27 protein-coding genes and 1 pseudogene are annotated in these 15,793 nt (G+C 55.5%); all 28 read right to left on the bottom strand.

Annotation, left to right across the window (positions count from 1 at the left end; all coding sequences use genetic code 11):
• Window positions 1-6 precede the first annotated feature (6 nt).
• Window positions 7-627, bottom strand: coding sequence for a 30S ribosomal protein S4 (gene rpsD, locus ACVI9W_RS15125; protein ID WP_422417066.1), 621 nt, complete (start codon window positions 625-627; stop codon window positions 7-9).
• A 15-nt stretch (window positions 628-642) separates the two neighbouring features.
• Window positions 643-1,032: a 30S ribosomal protein S11 gene (gene rpsK, locus ACVI9W_RS15120; protein WP_002555466.1), complete on the bottom strand. Its 390-nt coding sequence runs from the start codon at window positions 1,030-1,032 to the stop codon at window positions 643-645.
• Window positions 1,033-1,062: 30 nt separating this feature from the next.
• Entirely contained in the window at window positions 1,063-1,419 is a 357-nt protein-coding gene (gene rpsM, locus ACVI9W_RS15115; RefSeq protein ID WP_028944477.1) for a 30S ribosomal protein S13, read from the bottom strand.
• A 131-nt stretch (window positions 1,420-1,550) separates the two neighbouring features.
• Complete coding sequence (gene rpmJ, locus ACVI9W_RS15110; protein ID WP_002555468.1) at window positions 1,551-1,667, bottom strand: 50S ribosomal protein L36; 117 nt, start codon at window positions 1,665-1,667, stop codon at window positions 1,551-1,553.
• A 28-nt stretch (window positions 1,668-1,695) separates the two neighbouring features.
• Entirely contained in the window at window positions 1,696-3,027 is a 1,332-nt protein-coding gene (gene secY, locus ACVI9W_RS15105) for a preprotein translocase subunit SecY (protein ID WP_010220319.1), read from the bottom strand.
• Window positions 3,028-3,462, bottom strand: a complete 435-nt coding sequence (rplO, locus tag ACVI9W_RS15100; RefSeq protein ID WP_010220318.1) for a 50S ribosomal protein L15 — start codon at window positions 3,460-3,462, stop codon at window positions 3,028-3,030.
• Between the two features lie 3 nt (window positions 3,463-3,465).
• Window positions 3,466-3,642 (bottom strand): 50S ribosomal protein L30, encoded by a 177-nt coding sequence (gene rpmD / locus ACVI9W_RS15095; RefSeq protein WP_038606181.1) that lies wholly within the window; start codon window positions 3,640-3,642, stop codon window positions 3,466-3,468.
• 2 nt (window positions 3,643-3,644) lie between these two features.
• Complete coding sequence (gene rpsE, locus ACVI9W_RS15090; protein WP_010220316.1) at window positions 3,645-4,145, bottom strand: 30S ribosomal protein S5; 501 nt, start codon at window positions 4,143-4,145, stop codon at window positions 3,645-3,647.
• Window positions 4,146-4,148: 3 nt separating this feature from the next.
• Window positions 4,149-4,499 carry a 50S ribosomal protein L18 gene (gene rplR, locus ACVI9W_RS15085; RefSeq protein WP_038606178.1) on the bottom strand — a complete coding sequence of 117 codons (351 nt, stop codon included), beginning with the start codon at window positions 4,497-4,499 and terminating at the stop codon, window positions 4,149-4,151.
• 10 nt (window positions 4,500-4,509) lie between these two features.
• Window positions 4,510-5,043, bottom strand: coding sequence for a 50S ribosomal protein L6 (gene rplF, locus ACVI9W_RS15080; protein WP_038606175.1), 534 nt, complete (start codon window positions 5,041-5,043; stop codon window positions 4,510-4,512).
• Between the two features lie 12 nt (window positions 5,044-5,055).
• Complete coding sequence (rpsH, locus tag ACVI9W_RS15075) at window positions 5,056-5,448, bottom strand: 30S ribosomal protein S8 (protein ID WP_010220313.1); 393 nt, start codon at window positions 5,446-5,448, stop codon at window positions 5,056-5,058.
• Between the two features lie 209 nt (window positions 5,449-5,657).
• On the bottom strand, window positions 5,658-5,963 hold the full coding sequence (rpsN, locus tag ACVI9W_RS15070) for a 30S ribosomal protein S14 (RefSeq protein ID WP_203479709.1): 306 nt from the start codon (window positions 5,961-5,963) through the stop codon (window positions 5,658-5,660).
• 13 nt (window positions 5,964-5,976) lie between these two features.
• Window positions 5,977-6,516 (bottom strand): 50S ribosomal protein L5, encoded by a 540-nt coding sequence (rplE, locus tag ACVI9W_RS15065; RefSeq protein WP_028944480.1) that lies wholly within the window; start codon window positions 6,514-6,516, stop codon window positions 5,977-5,979.
• Between the two features lie 20 nt (window positions 6,517-6,536).
• Entirely contained in the window at window positions 6,537-6,851 is a 315-nt protein-coding gene (gene rplX / locus ACVI9W_RS15060; RefSeq protein ID WP_009397501.1) for a 50S ribosomal protein L24, read from the bottom strand.
• A gap of 11 nt (window positions 6,852-6,862) precedes the next feature.
• Entirely contained in the window at window positions 6,863-7,231 is a 369-nt protein-coding gene (rplN, locus tag ACVI9W_RS15055) for a 50S ribosomal protein L14 (protein WP_002555479.1), read from the bottom strand.
• A 23-nt stretch (window positions 7,232-7,254) separates the two neighbouring features.
• Window positions 7,255-7,521, bottom strand: a complete 267-nt coding sequence (gene rpsQ, locus ACVI9W_RS15050; protein ID WP_028944481.1) for a 30S ribosomal protein S17 — start codon at window positions 7,519-7,521, stop codon at window positions 7,255-7,257.
• 2 nt (window positions 7,522-7,523) lie between these two features.
• The gene (gene rpmC / locus ACVI9W_RS15045; protein ID WP_002555481.1) at window positions 7,524-7,715 is read right to left on the bottom strand and encodes a 50S ribosomal protein L29; all 192 of its coding nucleotides are present in this window, start codon (window positions 7,713-7,715) and stop codon (window positions 7,524-7,526) included.
• Window positions 7,715-8,128 (bottom strand): 50S ribosomal protein L16, encoded by a 414-nt coding sequence (gene rplP, locus ACVI9W_RS15040; RefSeq protein WP_003255479.1) that lies wholly within the window; start codon window positions 8,126-8,128, stop codon window positions 7,715-7,717. The genes rpmC and rplP overlap by 1 nt, the downstream gene beginning before the upstream one ends.
• Window positions 8,129-8,140: 12 nt before the next feature.
• Window positions 8,141-8,827 carry a 30S ribosomal protein S3 gene (gene rpsC / locus ACVI9W_RS15035; protein WP_010220308.1) on the bottom strand — a complete coding sequence of 229 codons (687 nt, stop codon included), beginning with the start codon at window positions 8,825-8,827 and terminating at the stop codon, window positions 8,141-8,143.
• A 13-nt stretch (window positions 8,828-8,840) separates the two neighbouring features.
• The gene (gene rplV, locus ACVI9W_RS15030; RefSeq protein WP_003103908.1) at window positions 8,841-9,173 is read right to left on the bottom strand and encodes a 50S ribosomal protein L22; all 333 of its coding nucleotides are present in this window, start codon (window positions 9,171-9,173) and stop codon (window positions 8,841-8,843) included.
• A gap of 11 nt (window positions 9,174-9,184) precedes the next feature.
• Entirely contained in the window at window positions 9,185-9,460 is a 276-nt protein-coding gene (rpsS, locus tag ACVI9W_RS15025) for a 30S ribosomal protein S19 (protein WP_002555486.1), read from the bottom strand.
• A 16-nt stretch (window positions 9,461-9,476) separates the two neighbouring features.
• Complete coding sequence (gene rplB / locus ACVI9W_RS15020; RefSeq protein WP_400171208.1) at window positions 9,477-10,301, bottom strand: 50S ribosomal protein L2; 825 nt, start codon at window positions 10,299-10,301, stop codon at window positions 9,477-9,479.
• Between the two features lie 14 nt (window positions 10,302-10,315).
• Complete coding sequence (rplW, locus tag ACVI9W_RS15015; RefSeq protein ID WP_010220306.1) at window positions 10,316-10,615, bottom strand: 50S ribosomal protein L23; 300 nt, start codon at window positions 10,613-10,615, stop codon at window positions 10,316-10,318.
• Window positions 10,612-11,214: a 50S ribosomal protein L4 gene (gene rplD, locus ACVI9W_RS15010; protein WP_010220305.1), complete on the bottom strand. Its 603-nt coding sequence runs from the start codon at window positions 11,212-11,214 to the stop codon at window positions 10,612-10,614. Before rplD ends, rplW begins: the two co-directional genes overlap by 4 nt.
• Before the next feature lie 12 nt (window positions 11,215-11,226).
• The gene (gene rplC / locus ACVI9W_RS15005; RefSeq protein WP_028944484.1) at window positions 11,227-11,862 is read right to left on the bottom strand and encodes a 50S ribosomal protein L3; all 636 of its coding nucleotides are present in this window, start codon (window positions 11,860-11,862) and stop codon (window positions 11,227-11,229) included.
• An 80-nt stretch (window positions 11,863-11,942) separates the two neighbouring features.
• Window positions 11,943-12,254 (bottom strand): 30S ribosomal protein S10, encoded by a 312-nt coding sequence (gene rpsJ / locus ACVI9W_RS15000; RefSeq protein WP_003186070.1) that lies wholly within the window; start codon window positions 12,252-12,254, stop codon window positions 11,943-11,945.
• 143 nt (window positions 12,255-12,397) lie between these two features.
• The gene (gene tuf / locus ACVI9W_RS14995; RefSeq protein WP_010220303.1) at window positions 12,398-13,591 is read right to left on the bottom strand and encodes an elongation factor Tu; all 1,194 of its coding nucleotides are present in this window, start codon (window positions 13,589-13,591) and stop codon (window positions 12,398-12,400) included.
• Window positions 13,592-13,621: 30 nt separating this feature from the next.
• Window positions 13,622-15,770, bottom strand: a pseudogene (gene fusA / locus ACVI9W_RS14990) (elongation factor G).
• Window positions 15,771-15,793: the final 23 nt, after the last annotated feature.

Genomic DNA, 15,793 nt, shown 5'->3' with positions numbered 1-15,793 from the left:
TAGCCCTTACTTGGAGTAGAGCTCGACAATCAGGCTTTCGTTGATGTCGGCGGACAGGTCGCTGCGAGCAGGAACGTTCTTGAAAACGCCCGACTTCTTGGCAGCATCCACATCTACCCACTCAACGCGGCCACGCTGGGCGCACAGTTCAAGGGCTTGAACAATGCGCAGCTGGTTCATCGACTTCTCGCGAACCGCGACCACGTCACCCGGACGAACTTGGTAGGACGGAATGTTTACAGTCTTGCCGTTGATGCTGATCGCTTTGTGCGAAACCAGCTGACGGGATTCGGCACGAGTAGCGCCAAAGCCCATACGATAAACGACGTTATCCAGACGGCATTCGAGCAGCTGCAGCAGGTTCTCGCCGGTAGCACCCTTCTTGGAGGCTGCTTCCTTGTAGTAACCGCTGAACTGACGCTCGAGAACGCCATAGATGCGACGTACTTTTTGTTTCTCGCGCAGCTGGGTGCCGTAGTCGGACTGACGGCCACGGCGCTGGCCGTGGATACCTGGGGCTGCTTCGATGTTGCACTTCGATTCCAGAGCGCGAACGCCGCTCTTCAGGAACAGATCGGTGCCTTCACGACGAGACAGTTTGCATTTTGGACCAATGTAACGTGCCATTTATCTGTCTCCTGATTACACGCGGCGCTTCTTCGGCGGACGGCACCCGTTATGCGGGATTGGCGTCACGTCGGTGATGCTGGCGATCTTATAGCCACAACCGTTCAAAGCACGAACAGCGGACTCACGACCTGGACCTGGACCCTTGACGTTGACGTCGAGGTTCTTCAGACCATATTCCAGCGCAGCTTGACCAGCACGCTCAGCAGCTACTTGAGCAGCGAACGGGGTGGACTTGCGAGAACCGCGGAAACCCGAACCGCCGGAGGTAGCCCAGGACAGAGCGTTACCTTGACGATCGGTGATGGTCACGATGGTGTTGTTAAAAGACGCATGGATGTGGGCGATGCCATCAACCACTGTCTTTTTGACTTTTTTACGAGGACGAGCAGCAGGTTTTGCCATTTCTAAATTCCTGTCGATTCGCTGGTGCGATTACTTGCGGATCGGCTTACGCGGGCCCTTACGGGTACGCGCGTTGGTCTTGGTACGCTGACCGCGTACTGGCAGACCCCGACGATGACGCAGGCCGCGGTAGCAACCCAGGTCCATCAACCGCTTGATTTTCATGTTGATGTCACGGCGCAGATCACCTTCGGTGATGTACTTCGCAACTTCAGTACGCAGCGATTCAACCTGCTCGTCGCTCAGATCCTTGATCTTTGCGGCTGGGTTGACCCCAGTCTCTACACAGATTTTCTGTGCAGTAGTGCGACCAACACCATAGATGTAGGTCAGCGAGATAACAGTGTGCTTGTTATCTGGAATGTTGACGCCTGCAATACGGGCCATTCAGTGGGACTCCAATTGACAGCTACCTACGCCCCGGAAGCCAAGAAATAGGGCGCGAGATAATATCGCTGTAGAAACAAATAATCAACCCAGCAGCGCACTAGCTGCTGGGTTTGTAGCGCAAATCACACTCAGCCTTGGCGCTGCTTGTGACGTGGTTCCGCACTGCAAATTACTCGAACAACACCTTCGCGGCGAATAATCTTGCAGTTACGGCACAGCTTTTTCACCGATGCACGAACTTTCATCACCAACTCCTCGAACCTTAAGGGTCTATCAGCGCAGCAAACCGCTGCCACCGTAGCCTTTCAGGTTGGCTTTCTTCATCAGGGATTCGTACTGGTGCGAAACGAGGTGCGATTGTACTTGGGACATGAAGTCCATCACAACCACTACCACAATCAGCAACGAGGTCCCGCCAAGGTAGAACGGAACGTTTGCAGCAACCACCAGGAACTGGGGAAGCAGACAGACGGCCGTCATATAAAGAGCACCGAACATGGTCAAGCGGGTCAGAACGCCATCAATGTAGCGCGCCGACTGCTCACCTGGACGGATGCCCGGAATAAAGGCACCGGACTTCTTCAGGTTCTCCGCTACGTCTTTCGGATTGAACATCAACGCCGTATAGAAGAAGCAGAAGAAAATAATCCCTGCACTAAACAGCAGAATATTCAACGGCTGACCAGGAGCGATCGACTGCGAGATGTCCTGCAACCAGCCCATACCTTCGGACTGACCGAACCAGGCACCCAGCGAAGCCGGGAACAGCAAGATGCTGCTCGCGAAAATGGCAGGAATAACGCCCGCCATGTTCACTTTCAGCGGCAAGTGGCTGGTCTGCGCAGCGAAGACCTTGCGGCCCTGCTGACGCTTGGCGTAGTGAACGGCGATACGACGCTGACCACGCTCAATGAACACCACAAAACCGATAATCGCTACTGCCAGCAAACCGATAGCGACCAGAGCGAAAATGTTGATATCGCCTGTACGTGCAGACTCGAAAGACTGCCCGATTGCTCTCGGAAGACCGGCGACGATACCTGCGAAGATCAACATCGAGATACCGTTGCCTACACCGCGCTCTGTGATCTGCTCACCCAGCCACATCATGAACATCGCGCCAGCCACAAACGTGGAGACCGCGACGAAATGGAAGCCAAAGTCAGCAGAAAACGCCACGCCCTGACCGGCCAGACCAATGGACATGCCAATGGCCTGGACCAGCGCCAGGATTACGGTGCCGTAGCGGGTGTACTGGCTGATCTTGCGACGGCCAGCTTCACCTTCCTTCTTCAACTGCTCCAGCTGCGGGCTCACGGCGGTCATCAGCTGCATGATGATCGATGCCGAAATGTACGGCATGATCCCCAGTGCAAAGATGCTCATCCGCTCCAGCGCGCCGCCGGAAAACATGTTGAACAAGCTAAGAATGGTCCCCTCATTCTGTCGAAACAGTTCCGCCAGCCGGTCCGGGTTGATACCTGGAACTGGGATGTGTGCGCCTATCCGATAGACGATGATCGCCAGGAACAGAAAACGCAGACGAGCCCAAAGTTCAGACATCCCGCCTTTGCCGAGCGAAGAGAGAGCACCTTGCTTAGCCATTTATTCCTCGAACTTGCCGCCAGCTGCTTCGATAGCCGCACGCGCACCTTTGGTGGCTGCGATACCCTTGATGGTGACCGCGCGAGTAACTTCGCCCGACAGCATGATTTTCACACGCTGTACGTTCTGGTTAATCACGTTGGCATCCTTCAAGGATTGCACGGTGACAACGTCGCCTTCCACTTTGGCCAGCTCGGACAGACGCACTTCGGCGCGGTCCATGGCTTTCAGGGAAACGAAGCCGAATTTCGGCAGACGACGGTGCAGCGGCTGTTGACCGCCTTCAAAGCCTGGAGCGATGGTGCCACCGGAGCGGGAGGTTTGACCTTTGTGACCACGGCCACCAGTCTTACCCAAACCACTACCGATACCACGACCCGGACGATGCTTCTCGCGACGGGAACCCGGCGCTGGACTCAGATCATTGAGTTTCATCGATTAACCCTCGACGCGCAGCATGTAGTAAGCCTTGTTGATCATCCCGCGGTTCTCGGGAGTATCCAGGACTTCTACAGTGTGACCGATGCGGCGCAGACCCAGACCCTTAACACACAGTTTGTGGTTAGGGATACGGCCGGCGGTGCTTTTGATCAGCGTTACTTTAACGGTAGCCATGATCAACGGATCTCCTCAACGCTCTTGCCGCGCTTGGCAGCAATGGATTCAGGAGATTGCATAGCCTTCAGACCCTTGAAAGTGGCGTGAACCACGTTTACAGGGTTGGTCGAGCCATAGCACTTGGCCAGGACGTTCTGAACGCCAGCAACTTCCAGGACGGCACGCATTGCGCCACCGGCGATGATACCGGTACCTTCGGAGGCAGGCTGCATGTACACCTTCGACGCGCCATGGGCGGACTTGGTGGCGTACTGCAGAGTGGTGCCGTTCAGGTCAACCTGAATCATGTTGCGACGAGCAGCTTCCATAGCTTTCTGGATCGCAGCAGGTACTTCGCGCGATTTGCCACGGCCGAAACCAACACGACCTTTACCATCACCAACCACGGTCAACGCGGTGAAAGTGAAGATACGGCCGCCTTTTACGGTTTTGGCAACGCGGTTAACTTGAACCAGCTTCTCGATGTAGCCTTCGTCGCGCTTTTGATCGTTATTTGCCATAACTTAGAACTCCAGCCCGCCTTCACGAGCAGCATCAGCCAGCGCCTTGACGCGGCCGTGGTACTTGAAGCCGGAACGGTCAAAGGCAACTTGAGATACACCGGCGGCTTTCGCGCGCTCAGCTACCAGCTTGCCAACCTTAGTGGCCGCGTCGATGTTGCCGGTGGCGCCATCACGCAGTTCTTTGTCCAAAGTCGAGGCGCTGGCCAGGACTTTGCTGCCGTCGGCCGAAAGGACCTGGGCATAGATGTGCTGCGAGGAGCGGAACACGCAGAGACGCACGACTTCGAGTTCGTGCATTTTCAGGCGTGCTTTGCGAGCGCGACGCAGTCGAGTAACTTTTTTGTCGGTCATTTGCTAGGCCCTACTTCTTCTTGGCTTCTTTACGACGGACGACTTCGTCCGCGTAACGCACACCCTTGCCTTTGTACGGCTCTGGTGGACGGAAGTCGCGGATTTCAGCGGCCACCTGACCTACCAGCTGCTTGTCGATACCCTTGATCAGGATATCGGTCTGGCTTGGGGTCTCAGCGGTAATACCCGCTGGCAGTTCGTAATCCACTGGATGCGAGAAGCCAAGCGCCAGGTTCAGCACGGTGCCTTTGGCTTGTGCTTTGTAACCAACACCGACCAGCTGGAGCTTACGCTCGAAGCCTTGGCTTACGCCTTGGACCATGTTGTTAACCAGGGCACGGGTGGTACCGGCCATTGCGCGAGTTTGTTGATCGCCATTGCGAGCAGCGAAACGCAGCTCACCAGCTTCTTCAACGACTTCTACGGACGAGTGAACGTTCAGTTCGAGAGTGCCCTTGGCACCCTTCACCGAAAGCTGTTGGCCGACGAATTTGACTTCGACACCGGCTGGCAGCTTAACGGGGTTCTTAGCGACGCGAGACATGCTTATCCCCCCTTAGAACACTGTGCAGAGTACTTCGCCGCCGACACCGGCAGCGCGCGCAGCACGATCAGTCATCACACCTTTGTTGGTGGAGACAATAGACACGCCCAGACCGCCACGTACTTTCGGCAGTTCTTCGACGGACTTGTACTGACGCAGGCCTGGACGACTTACGCGCTTGACTTCCTCGATGACCGGACGGCCTTCGAAGTATTTCAGCTCGATGGAAAGCGATGGTTTTACTTCGCTGCTGACCTGATAGCCAGCGATGTAACCTTCGTCTTTCAGAACTTTGGCTACCGCAACCTTCAGAGTCGACGAAGGCATGCTTACGACGGACTTTTCAGCCATCTGGGCATTACGGATGCGAGTTAGCATGTCCGCTAACGGGTCCTGCATACTCATGGGCTAGACGCTCCTGATACAAGAAAAATTAGCCTCTCGGCTACTACAGTCACCTGAGTTCGCCAGGTCAAAAAACCCGGGCTCAGGAGAGCCGGTCATTCTAGACAGATCCCAGAAACGAAACAAGCCCCAGAAGGGGCTTGTTTCGTTGCAAAGTCACCGGTGGTCGGAAGATTGCTCCCCCGCCACCTGGACGCTGCCGGTACGTCTTACCAGCTGGCTTTAACCAGACCTGGAACGTCACCGCGCATTGCTGCTTCACGCAGCTTGTTACGGCCGAGGCCGAACTTGCGGTAAACGCCGTGTGGACGACCGGTGATGCGGCAACGGTTACGCATGCGCGAAGCGCTGGCGTCACGTGGTTGCTTCTGCAGAGCTACGACAGCGGCAAAACGCTCTTCTGGAGTTGCTTCCAGATTTACGATGATCGCTTTCAGCTCGGCACGCTTCTTGGCGTACTTGGCAACAGTGAGCTGACGCTTCAGCTCACGGTTTTTCATGCTCTTCTTGGCCATTTTCCTACTCCAATCAGTTGCGGAACGGGAATTTGAAAGCACGCAGCAGAGCGCGGCCTTCGTCATCGTTCTTGGCAGTGGTGGTCAGGGTAATGTCCAGACCGCGCAGAGCATCGATCTTGTCGTAGTCGATTTCCGGGAAGATGATCTGCTCTTTCACGCCCATGCTGTAGTTGCCACGACCATCGAAGGACTTGGCATTCAGGCCGCGGAAGTCGCGAACCCGAGGCAGGGAGATCGCCAGCAGGCGGTCCAGGAACTCGTACATACGATCGCGGCGCAGAGTAACTTTAACGCCGATCGGCCAGCCCTCACGGACTTTGAAGCCCGCGATGGATTTCCGAGCGAAAGTCACAACGGCTTTCTGACCGGTGATCTTCTCCAGGTCAGCAACAGCGTGTTCGATGACTTTTTTGTCGCCGACAGCTTCGCCCAGACCCATGTTCAGGGTGATCTTGGTAACGCGCGGAACTTCCATCACGTTCGCCAGCTTAAGTTCTTCCTTAAGCTTCGGAGCAATTTCCTTCCGGTAAATCTCTTTCAGTCGTGCCATGGTCTTCTACCTAGCAGTGTTCAAGCATCAACCGCTTTTTGGGTCGACTTGAAGACACGAATTTTCTTGCCGTCTTCTACTTTGAAACCAACGCGGTCAGCCTTGTTGGTTTCGCCGTTGAAAATGGCGACGTTGGAAGCGTGCAGTGGCGCTTCTTTCTCGACGATACCGCCTTGTACGCCCGACATCGGGTTAGGCTTGGTATGACGCTTCACCAGGTTGATCCCACCAACGACCAGACGGTCGTCAGCGAGAACCTTGAGCACCTTACCGCGCTTACCTTTGTCTTTGCCGGCGATCACGATGATCTCGTCGTCACGACGAATCTTTTGCATGTCGGATCTCCTTACAGCACTTCTGGGGCGAGCGAGACGATCTTCATGAACTTCTCAGTACGAAGTTCACGGGTCACTGGCCCAAAGATACGGGTGCCGATCGGCTCTTGCTTGTTGTTCAACAGAACAGCAGCATTGCCATCAAAGCGGATGATGGAGCCGTCAGCACGACGGACACCGTGGCGAGTGCGGACTACAACAGCAGTCATCACTTGGCCTTTCTTCACTTTACCGCGCGGAATTGCTTCCTTGACGGTTACCTTGATGATGTCACCGATGCCGGCGTAACGGCGGTGCGAACCGCCGAGAACCTTGATGCACATGACGCGACGAGCGCCGCTGTTATCGGCCACATCGAGCATGGATTGAGTCTGAATCATAAAATTTCTCCGACCCTTAGCCCTTAGACTTCAACAGCGCGTTCGAGAACTTCAACCAGTGCCCAAGCTTTGGTCTTGGCCAGCGGACGAGTCTCACGGATGGAGACCTTGTCGCCGATATGGCACTGGTTGGTTTCGTCGTGCGCGTGCAGCTTAGTCGAACGCTTAACGTATTTACCGTAGATCGGGTGCTTTACGCGACGCTCGATCAGTACGGTGATGGTTTTGTCCATCTTGTCGCTGACGACACGGCCAGTCAGCGTACGGACGGTTTTTTCAGCTTCAGCCATGATCACTTACCTGCCTGCTGGTTGAGCACAGTTTTCACGCGAGCGATGTCACGCTTAACTTGCGAGAGCAGGTGCGACTGCCCCAACTGGCCAGTTGCTTTCTGCATGCGCAGATTGAACTGGTCGCGCAGCAAGCCGAGCAGTTGCTCGTTCAGCTGCTGTGCTGATTTTTCACGAAGTTCATTCGCTTTCATCACATCACCGTCCGCTTAACAAAGGAGGTGGCGAGAGGCAACTTTGCAGCTGCCAAGGCGAAAGCCTCACGCGCCAGCTCTTCAGAAACACCCTCGATCTCGTACAGGACTTTGCCTGGCTGGATCTGGGCAACCCAGTATTCCACGGAACCTTTACCTTTACCCATCCGCACTTCGAGAGGCTTCTTGGAGATCGGCTTGTCCGGGAACACACGGATCCAGATTTTACCGCCACGTTTTACGTGACGGGTCAGAGCACGACGTGCCGACTCAATCTGGCGGGCGGTGAGACGACCGCGAGCAACAGCTTTCAGAGCAAACTCGCCGAAGCTGACTTTGCTACCGCGCAGGGCCAGACCACGGTTGTGGCCAGTCATCTGCTTGCGGAATTTTGTACGCTTTGGTTGCAACATTTGGCGTACCCCTTACTTAGCAGCTTTTTTACGAGGCGCTGGTGCTTGTGGTTTCAGTTCTTCTTGGCGACCACCAATAACTTCGCCTTTGAAAATCCAAACCTTCACACCGATCACACCGTAAGTGGTGTGAGCTTCGTAAGTGGCATAGTCGATATCAGCACGCAGGGTGTGCAGCGGCACACGACCTTCGCGATACCATTCAGTACGTGCGATTTCAGCACCACCGAGACGACCGCTCACCTGGATCTTGATGCCTTTGGCACCAATGCGCATGGCGTTCTGTACGGCGCGCTTCATGGCGCGACGGAACATCACACGACGCTCCAGCTGCTGAGCTACGCTCTGAGCAACCAGCATACCGTCGAGTTCCGGCTTGCGGATCTCTTCGATATTGATGTGCACAGGCACACCCATTTGCTTGGTCAGGTCCTGACGCAGTTTTTCAACATCCTCACCTTTCTTCCCGATAACGATACCTGGACGAGCGGTGTGGATGGTGATGCGTGCAGTTTGAGCCGGACGATGGATATCGATACGGCTAACGGACGCGCTTTTTAGTTTGTCTTGGAGGTACTCACGCACATTCAGATCTGCGAGCAAATAGTCCGCATAAGTCCGACCGTCTGCGTACCAGACGGAGGTGTGCTCCTTGACGATTCCCAGGCGAATGCCAGTGGGATGTACTTTCTGACCCATCTGATCGACTCCGTTACTTGTCCGCAACCTTGACAGTGATATGGCAAGACCGCTTGACGATGCGATCAGCGCGGCCTTTGGCACGCGGCATGATGCGCTTCAGCGAACGCCCTTCGTTGACGAAAACGGTGGAGACCTTCAGGTCATCAACGTCTGCGCCTTCGTTATGCTCGGCGTTGGCTACGGCCGACTCGAGGACTTTCTTCATGATTTCAGCGGCTTTTTTGCTGCTGAAAGCCAACAGGTTGAGCGCTTCGCCCACCTTCTTCCCGCGGATCTGGTCGGCGACCAAGCGGGCTTTCTGGGCGGAGATTCGAGCGCCCGACAACTTAGCGGCTACTTCCATTTCCTTACCCCTTAACGCTTGGCTTTCTTGTCAGCCACGTGCCCACGATAAGTGCGGGTACCGGCAAACTCGCCCAGTTTATGGCCGACCATGTCTTCGTTCACGAGAACTGGGACGTGTTGGCGACCGTTGTGTACCGCGATGGTCAGACCGACCATTTGTGGCAGGATCATCGAACGACGCGACCAGGTCTTAACTGGTTTGCGATCGTTCTTTTCCGCCGCCACTTCGATCTTCTTCAGTAGGTGAAGATCGATAAAAGGACCTTTTTTCAGAGAACGTGGCACTGTCGTATCCCTCTATTTACTTGCGACGACGGACGATCATGTTGTCGGTACGCTTATTACCACGAGTCTTCGCGCCCTTAGTCGGGAAGCCCCATGGCGATACCGGATGACGACCACCGGAGGTACGACCTTCACCACCACCATGTGGGTGGTCAACCGGGTTCATGGCAACACCACGAACGGTTGGGCGAACGCCACGCCAGCGTTTGGCACCGGCTTTACCCAGCGAACGCAGGCTGTGCTCGGAGTTCGAGACTTCACCCAGGGTCGCACGGCATTCAGCCAGGACTTTACGCATTTCACCAGAGCGCAGACGCAGGGTCACATAGACACCTTCGCGAGCGATCAGCTGAGCCGAAGCACCAGCGGAACGAGCGATCTGTGCACCTTTGCCCGGCTTCAGTTCGATGCCGTGAATGGTGCTACCCACTGGGATGTTGCGCAGTTGCAGGGAGTTGCCTGGCTTGATTGGAGCCAGAGCACCTGCGATCAGCTGGTCGCCAGCACTCACGCCTTTAGGGGCGATGATGTAGCGGCGCTCGCCGTCTGCGTAGCAGAGCAGTGCGATGTGAGCAGTACGGTTTGGATCGTATTCGATACGCTCGACAGTGGCGACGATGCCATCTTTGTCGTTGCGACGGAAATCGACCATACGGTAATGCTGCTTATGACCACCACCTACGTGACGAGTAGTGATGCGGCCATTGTTGTTACGACCACCAGACTTCGATTTTTTCTCGAGCAGCGGTGCGTGAGGAGCGCCTTTGTGCAGCTCCTTGTTGACCACCTTGACCACGAAACGGCGGCCAGGGGAAGTCGGTTTGCATTTAACGATTGCCATGATGCACCCCTTCCTTACTCAGCACTGCTGCTGAAATCGAGATCTTGGCCTGGCTGAAGGGAGACGATCGCCTTCTTCCAGTCATTACGCTTGCCCAGACCACGTGCGGTACGCTTGGTTTTACCCAGAACGTTGACGGTCGACACGTTTTCGACTTTTACGCCGAACAGGCCTTCGACAGCTTTCTTGATTTCCAGCTTGGTTGCATCAGTAGCAACCTTGAATACGAACTGGCCTTTTTTCTCAGCCAGAACGGTAGCCTTCTCGGAAACGTGCGGGCCAAGGAGGACTTTAAATACGCGTTCCTGGTTCATCCCAGCAGCTCCTCGAATTTCTTCACGGCCGACACAGTGATCAACACTTTGTCGTATGCGATCAGACTGACCGGATCGGAACCCTGTACGTCACGTACGTCGACGTGCGGCAGGTTACGAGCAGCCAGGTACAGATTCTGATCAACAGCGTCAGAAACGATCAGTACGTCGCTCAGACCCATGCCGTTCAGTTTGTTCAGCAGGTCTTTGGTTTTCGGTGCTTCAACAGCGAAGTCCTGAACCACGACCAGACGGTCGGTACGCACCAGCTCAGCGAGGATGGAACGCATTGCTGCGCGGTACATCTTCTTGTTGAGCTTCTGCGAGTGATCCTGAGGACGAGCTGCGAAAGTGGTACCGCCGCCACGCCAGATTGGGCTACGGATAGTACCGGCACGAGCGCGACCAGTACCTTTCTGACGCCATGGGCGCTTGCCGCCACCAGCAACGTCGGAACGGGTTTTCTGCTGCTTGGTGCCCTGACGGCCGCCGGCCATGTAGGCCACGACTGCTTGGTGAACCAGCGTCTCGTTGAATTCGCCACCGAAAGTCAGTTCGGAAACTTCGATCGCTTGAGCGTCATTTACATTTAGTTGCATGTCAGCTTCCCCTTAACCGCGAGCCTTGGCAGCCGGACGCACAACCAGATCACCGCCAGTAGCGCCAGGAACGGCACCCTTGACCAGCAACAGATTGCGTTCAGCGTCGACGCGCACTACTTCCAGGGACTGAACGGTCACGCGCTCGGCGCCCATATGACCGGACATTTTCTTGCCCTTGAATACACGACCAGGAGTCTGGCACTGGCCGATAGAGCCCGGGACGCGGTGGGAAACGGAGTTACCGTGGGTGTTATCTTGACCGCGGAAATTCCAACGCTTGATGGTACCGGCAAAGCCTTTACCTTTCGACTGACCGGTAACATCTACCATTTGGCCAGCAGCGAAGATTTCTGCATTGATCAAGTCGCCAGCCTGGTAGTCGCCTTCTTCAAGACGGAACTCCCAGACACCGCGACCAGCGGCAACGTTCGCTTTAGCGAAGTGACCTGCTTGAGCAGCAGTCACACGCGAAGCACGACGCTCACCCACAGTGACTTGCACTGCACGGTAGCCATCAGTTTCTTCGGTTTTGAACTGGGTGACGCGATTCGGCTCGATCTCAATGACCGTGACCGGAATGGAGACACCTTCTTCGGTGAAAATACGGGTCATACCGCATTTACGACCGACTACACCAATAGTCATGTTGTAAACCTCATGAGTGTACGGGGCTTTCACCCGCTATGGCCGCCCATTTCAGAGCGTTACACGACTAAGACCGTGTCTTAGCCGAGGCTGATCTGCACTTCCACGCCGGCCGCAAGATCAAGCTTCATAAGAGCATCAACGGTTTTATCCGTTGGCTGGACGATGTCCAGAACGCGCTTATGAGTACGGATCTCGTACTGGTCACGCGCGTCTTTGTTGACGTGCGGGGAGACCAGAACGGTGAACCGCTCTTTACGGGTAGGCAGTGGAATTGGACCACGCACTTGAGCACCAGTACGTTTCGCGGTTTCCACGATTTCCTGGGTGGATTGGTCGATCAGGCGATGGTCGAAAGCCTTCAACCTGATACGGATTTGCTGATTTTGCATTGGATTTCAGACTCCAGGCTGCTATTCCCACCGGGCGCACTACGCCCGTTAAAAGGAGGCGTGATTCTATAGACGCCCCTATTGGGTGTCAACCCAATAAAAAAAGCCCCCGCTGAGCGGGGGCTTTTTCAACCTATCGAGAATTACTCGATGATTTTGGCTACGACGCCAGCGCCGACGGTACGACCGCCTTCACGGATAGCGAAACGCAGACCATCTTCCATTGCGATGGTTTTGATCAGAGTGACAGTCATCTGGATGTTGTCACCTGGCATTACCATTTCAACGCCTTCTGGCAGCTCGCAGTTACCGGTCACGTCAGTAGTACGGAAGTAGAACTGTGGACGGTAGCCTTTGAAGAACGGAGTATGACGGCCGCCTTCTTCTTTGCTCAGAACGTAAACTTCTGCGGTGAACTTGGTGTGCGGCTTAACCGAACCTGGCTTGACCAGAACCTGACCACGCTCAACGTCGTCACGCTTGGTGCCACGCAGCAGAACGCCGCAGTTCTCGCCAGCACGACCTTCGTCCAGCAGCTTGCGGAACATCTCAACACCGGTGCAGGTGGTGGTGGTGGTGTCACGCAGACCAACGATTTCCAGGGCGTCTTGAACGCGGACGATACCACGCTCGATACGACCGGTAACAACGGTACCACGACCCGAGATCGAGAATACGTCTTCGATTGGCATCAGGAACGGCTTGTCGATAGCACGCTCAGGCTCTGGGATGTAGCTGTCCAGAGTCTCAACCAGCTTCTTGACAGCGGTGGTGCCCATTTCGTTGTCGTCTTTGCCTTCCAGCGCCATACGAGCCGAACCGATGATGATCGGGGTGTCGTCGCCTGGGAAGTCATAGGTGGACAGCAGGTCGCGAACTTCCATCTCGACCAGTTCCAGCAGCTCAGCGTCGTCTACCAGGTCAGCCTTGTTCAGGAAGACCACGATGTACGGAACGCCAACCTGACGGGACAGCAGGATGTGCTCACGGGTTTGTGGCATCGGACCATCGGCGGCCGAGCAAACCAGGATCGCGCCGTCCATCTGGGCAGCACCGGTGATCATGTTCTTCACGTAGTCAGCGTGACCTGGGCAGTCAACGTGAGCGTAGTGACGAATGTTCGAGTTGTACTCGACGTGCGCGGTGTTGATGGTGATACCGCGAGCTTTCTCTTCTGGAGCCGAGTCGATCTTGTCGAACTCAACAACGGCCGAACCGAAAACTTCGGAGCAGACGCGGGTCAGAGCAGCAGTCAGAGTGGTTTTACCGTGGTCAACGTGACCGATGGTGCCAACGTTGACGTGCGGAAGGGAACGATCAAATTTTTCTTTAGCCACGACAGTGAACCTCTTGCCTAAAGGGCTGGATTAGCCTTGTTTTTTAACGAGTGCTTCGACGATATTCGACGGAGCTTCGGCGTATTTGGAGAATTCCATGGAGTAGCTCGCGCGACCCTGAGACATGGAACGAACGTCGGTCGCATAACCGAACATCTCTCCGAGCGGAACTTCAGCACGGACAACCTTGCCGGACACCGAATCTTCCATACCCTGGATCAGACCACGACGACGGTTCAGGTCACCCATCACGTCACCCATGTAGTCCTCAGGGGTCACAACTTCTACCTTCATGATCGGCTCAAGCACCTTACCGCCGCCTTTGGCTGCGAGTTGCTTGGTCGCCATGGAAGCGGCTACCTTGAACGCCATCTCGTTGGAGTCGACGTCGTGGTAGGAACCATCAAACACGGTTGCCTTCAGGCCGATCAGCGGATAGCCGGCAACGATGCCGTTCTTCATCTGCTCTTCGATACCCTTCTGGATCGCCGGGATGTATTCCTTAGGAACCACACCACCTACAACTTCGTTGGTGAATTCCAGGCCTTCGGTGATGTTGCCCTGGGCATCCACTGATGGCTGCGAGAAGCGAATCCAGCAGTGACCGAACTGACCACGACCACCGGACTGACGAACGAACTTACCTTCGATCTCGACGTTGTCCTTGGTGATCTGCTCGCGGTACGAAACCTGCGGCTTACCGATGTTGGCTTCAACGTTGAATTCGCGCTTCATGCGGTCAACGAGGATGTCCAGGTGAAGCTCGCCCATACCCGAGATGATGGTCTGGCCGGTTTCTTCATCAGTCTTGACGCGGAACGACGGGTCTTCCTGAGCCAGCTTGCCCAGTGCGATACCCATCTTTTCCTGGTCCTGCTTGGTCTTCGGCTCAACAGCTACCGAGATCACAGGCTCAGGGAAGTCCATACGCTCGAGGATGATCGGCTTGTCGGCGTTGCACAGGGTGTCACCGGTGGTGACGTCCTTCATGCCGATCAGAGCAGCGATGTCGCCTGCCAGAACTTCTTTGATTTCTTCACGCTGGTTGGCGTGCATCTGCACCATACGACCAACGCGTTCTTTCTTGCCCTTGACCGAGTTGATCACGGAGTCGCCAGACTGCAGCATACCCGAGTAAACGCGGACGAAGGTCAGAGTACCAACGAACGGGTCGGTGGCAATCTTGAACGCCAGAGCCGAGAACGGCTCGTTGTCGTCTGCATGACGCTCGTCGTAGTCTTCTGCAACCAGCTCGTCCTTCGGCTTCTCGATCAGATCAGGGTGGATACCCTTGATCGCCGGGATTTCGGTAGGAGCAGGCAGGAAGTCGATAACAGCGTCGAGAACCAGAGGAACGCCCTTGTTCTTGAAGGAAGAACCGCAGACAGCCGGAACGATCTCGCTGGCCAGGGTGCGCGCACGCAGACCGGCTTTGATTTCTTCGACCGACAGCTCACCTTCTTCAAGGTACTTGTTCATCAGCTCTTCATTGGCTTCGGCAGCGGCTTCGACCATGTTGGCGCGCCACTCTTCAGCCAGCTCCAGCATATCGGCAGGAATTTCTTCCTCGCGATAGGTGGTGCCTTTGTCGTCGTCGTTCCAGTAGATAGCCTTCATTTTGATCAGGTCTACCTGACCCTGGAAGTTATCTTCCGAACCGATGGCCAGCTGAACAGGAACCGGGGTGTGACCCAGACGGTTCTTGATCTGACCTACGACGCGCAGGAAGTCAGCGCCTGCACGGTCCATCTTGTTCACGTAAACAACACGTGGAACACCGTACTTGTTGGCTTGACGCCATACGGTTTCGGACTGTGGCTCAACGCCGGAAGTACCGCAGAACACAACGACCGCGCCGTCGAGTACGCGCAGCGAACGTTCTACTTCAATGGTGAAGTCAACGTGGCCGGGGGTATCGATGACGTTTACGCGGTATTTGCCGTACTGGCCACGGGAACCTTCCCAGAAGGTGGTAACAGCAGCGGGAGGTAATGGTAATACCCCGCTCCTGCTCCTGCACCATCCAGTCGGTGGTCGCGGCGCCATCATGCACCTCGCCCATTTTGTGGCTCAGACCTGTGTAGAACAGGATCCGCTCGGTAGTGGTAGTCTTGCCCGCGTCAACGTGCGCGCAAATACCAATGTTACGGTAGCGGTTGATTGGTGTAGTACGAGCCATAGAGCCCTCGCAAAAATAGTGAT

Source organism: Pseudomonas sp. 210_17 TE3656 (assembly GCF_054821965.1).
Note: the sequence above shows the minus strand (reverse complement) of the source record. Positions and strands in the feature narration are given on the sequence as shown.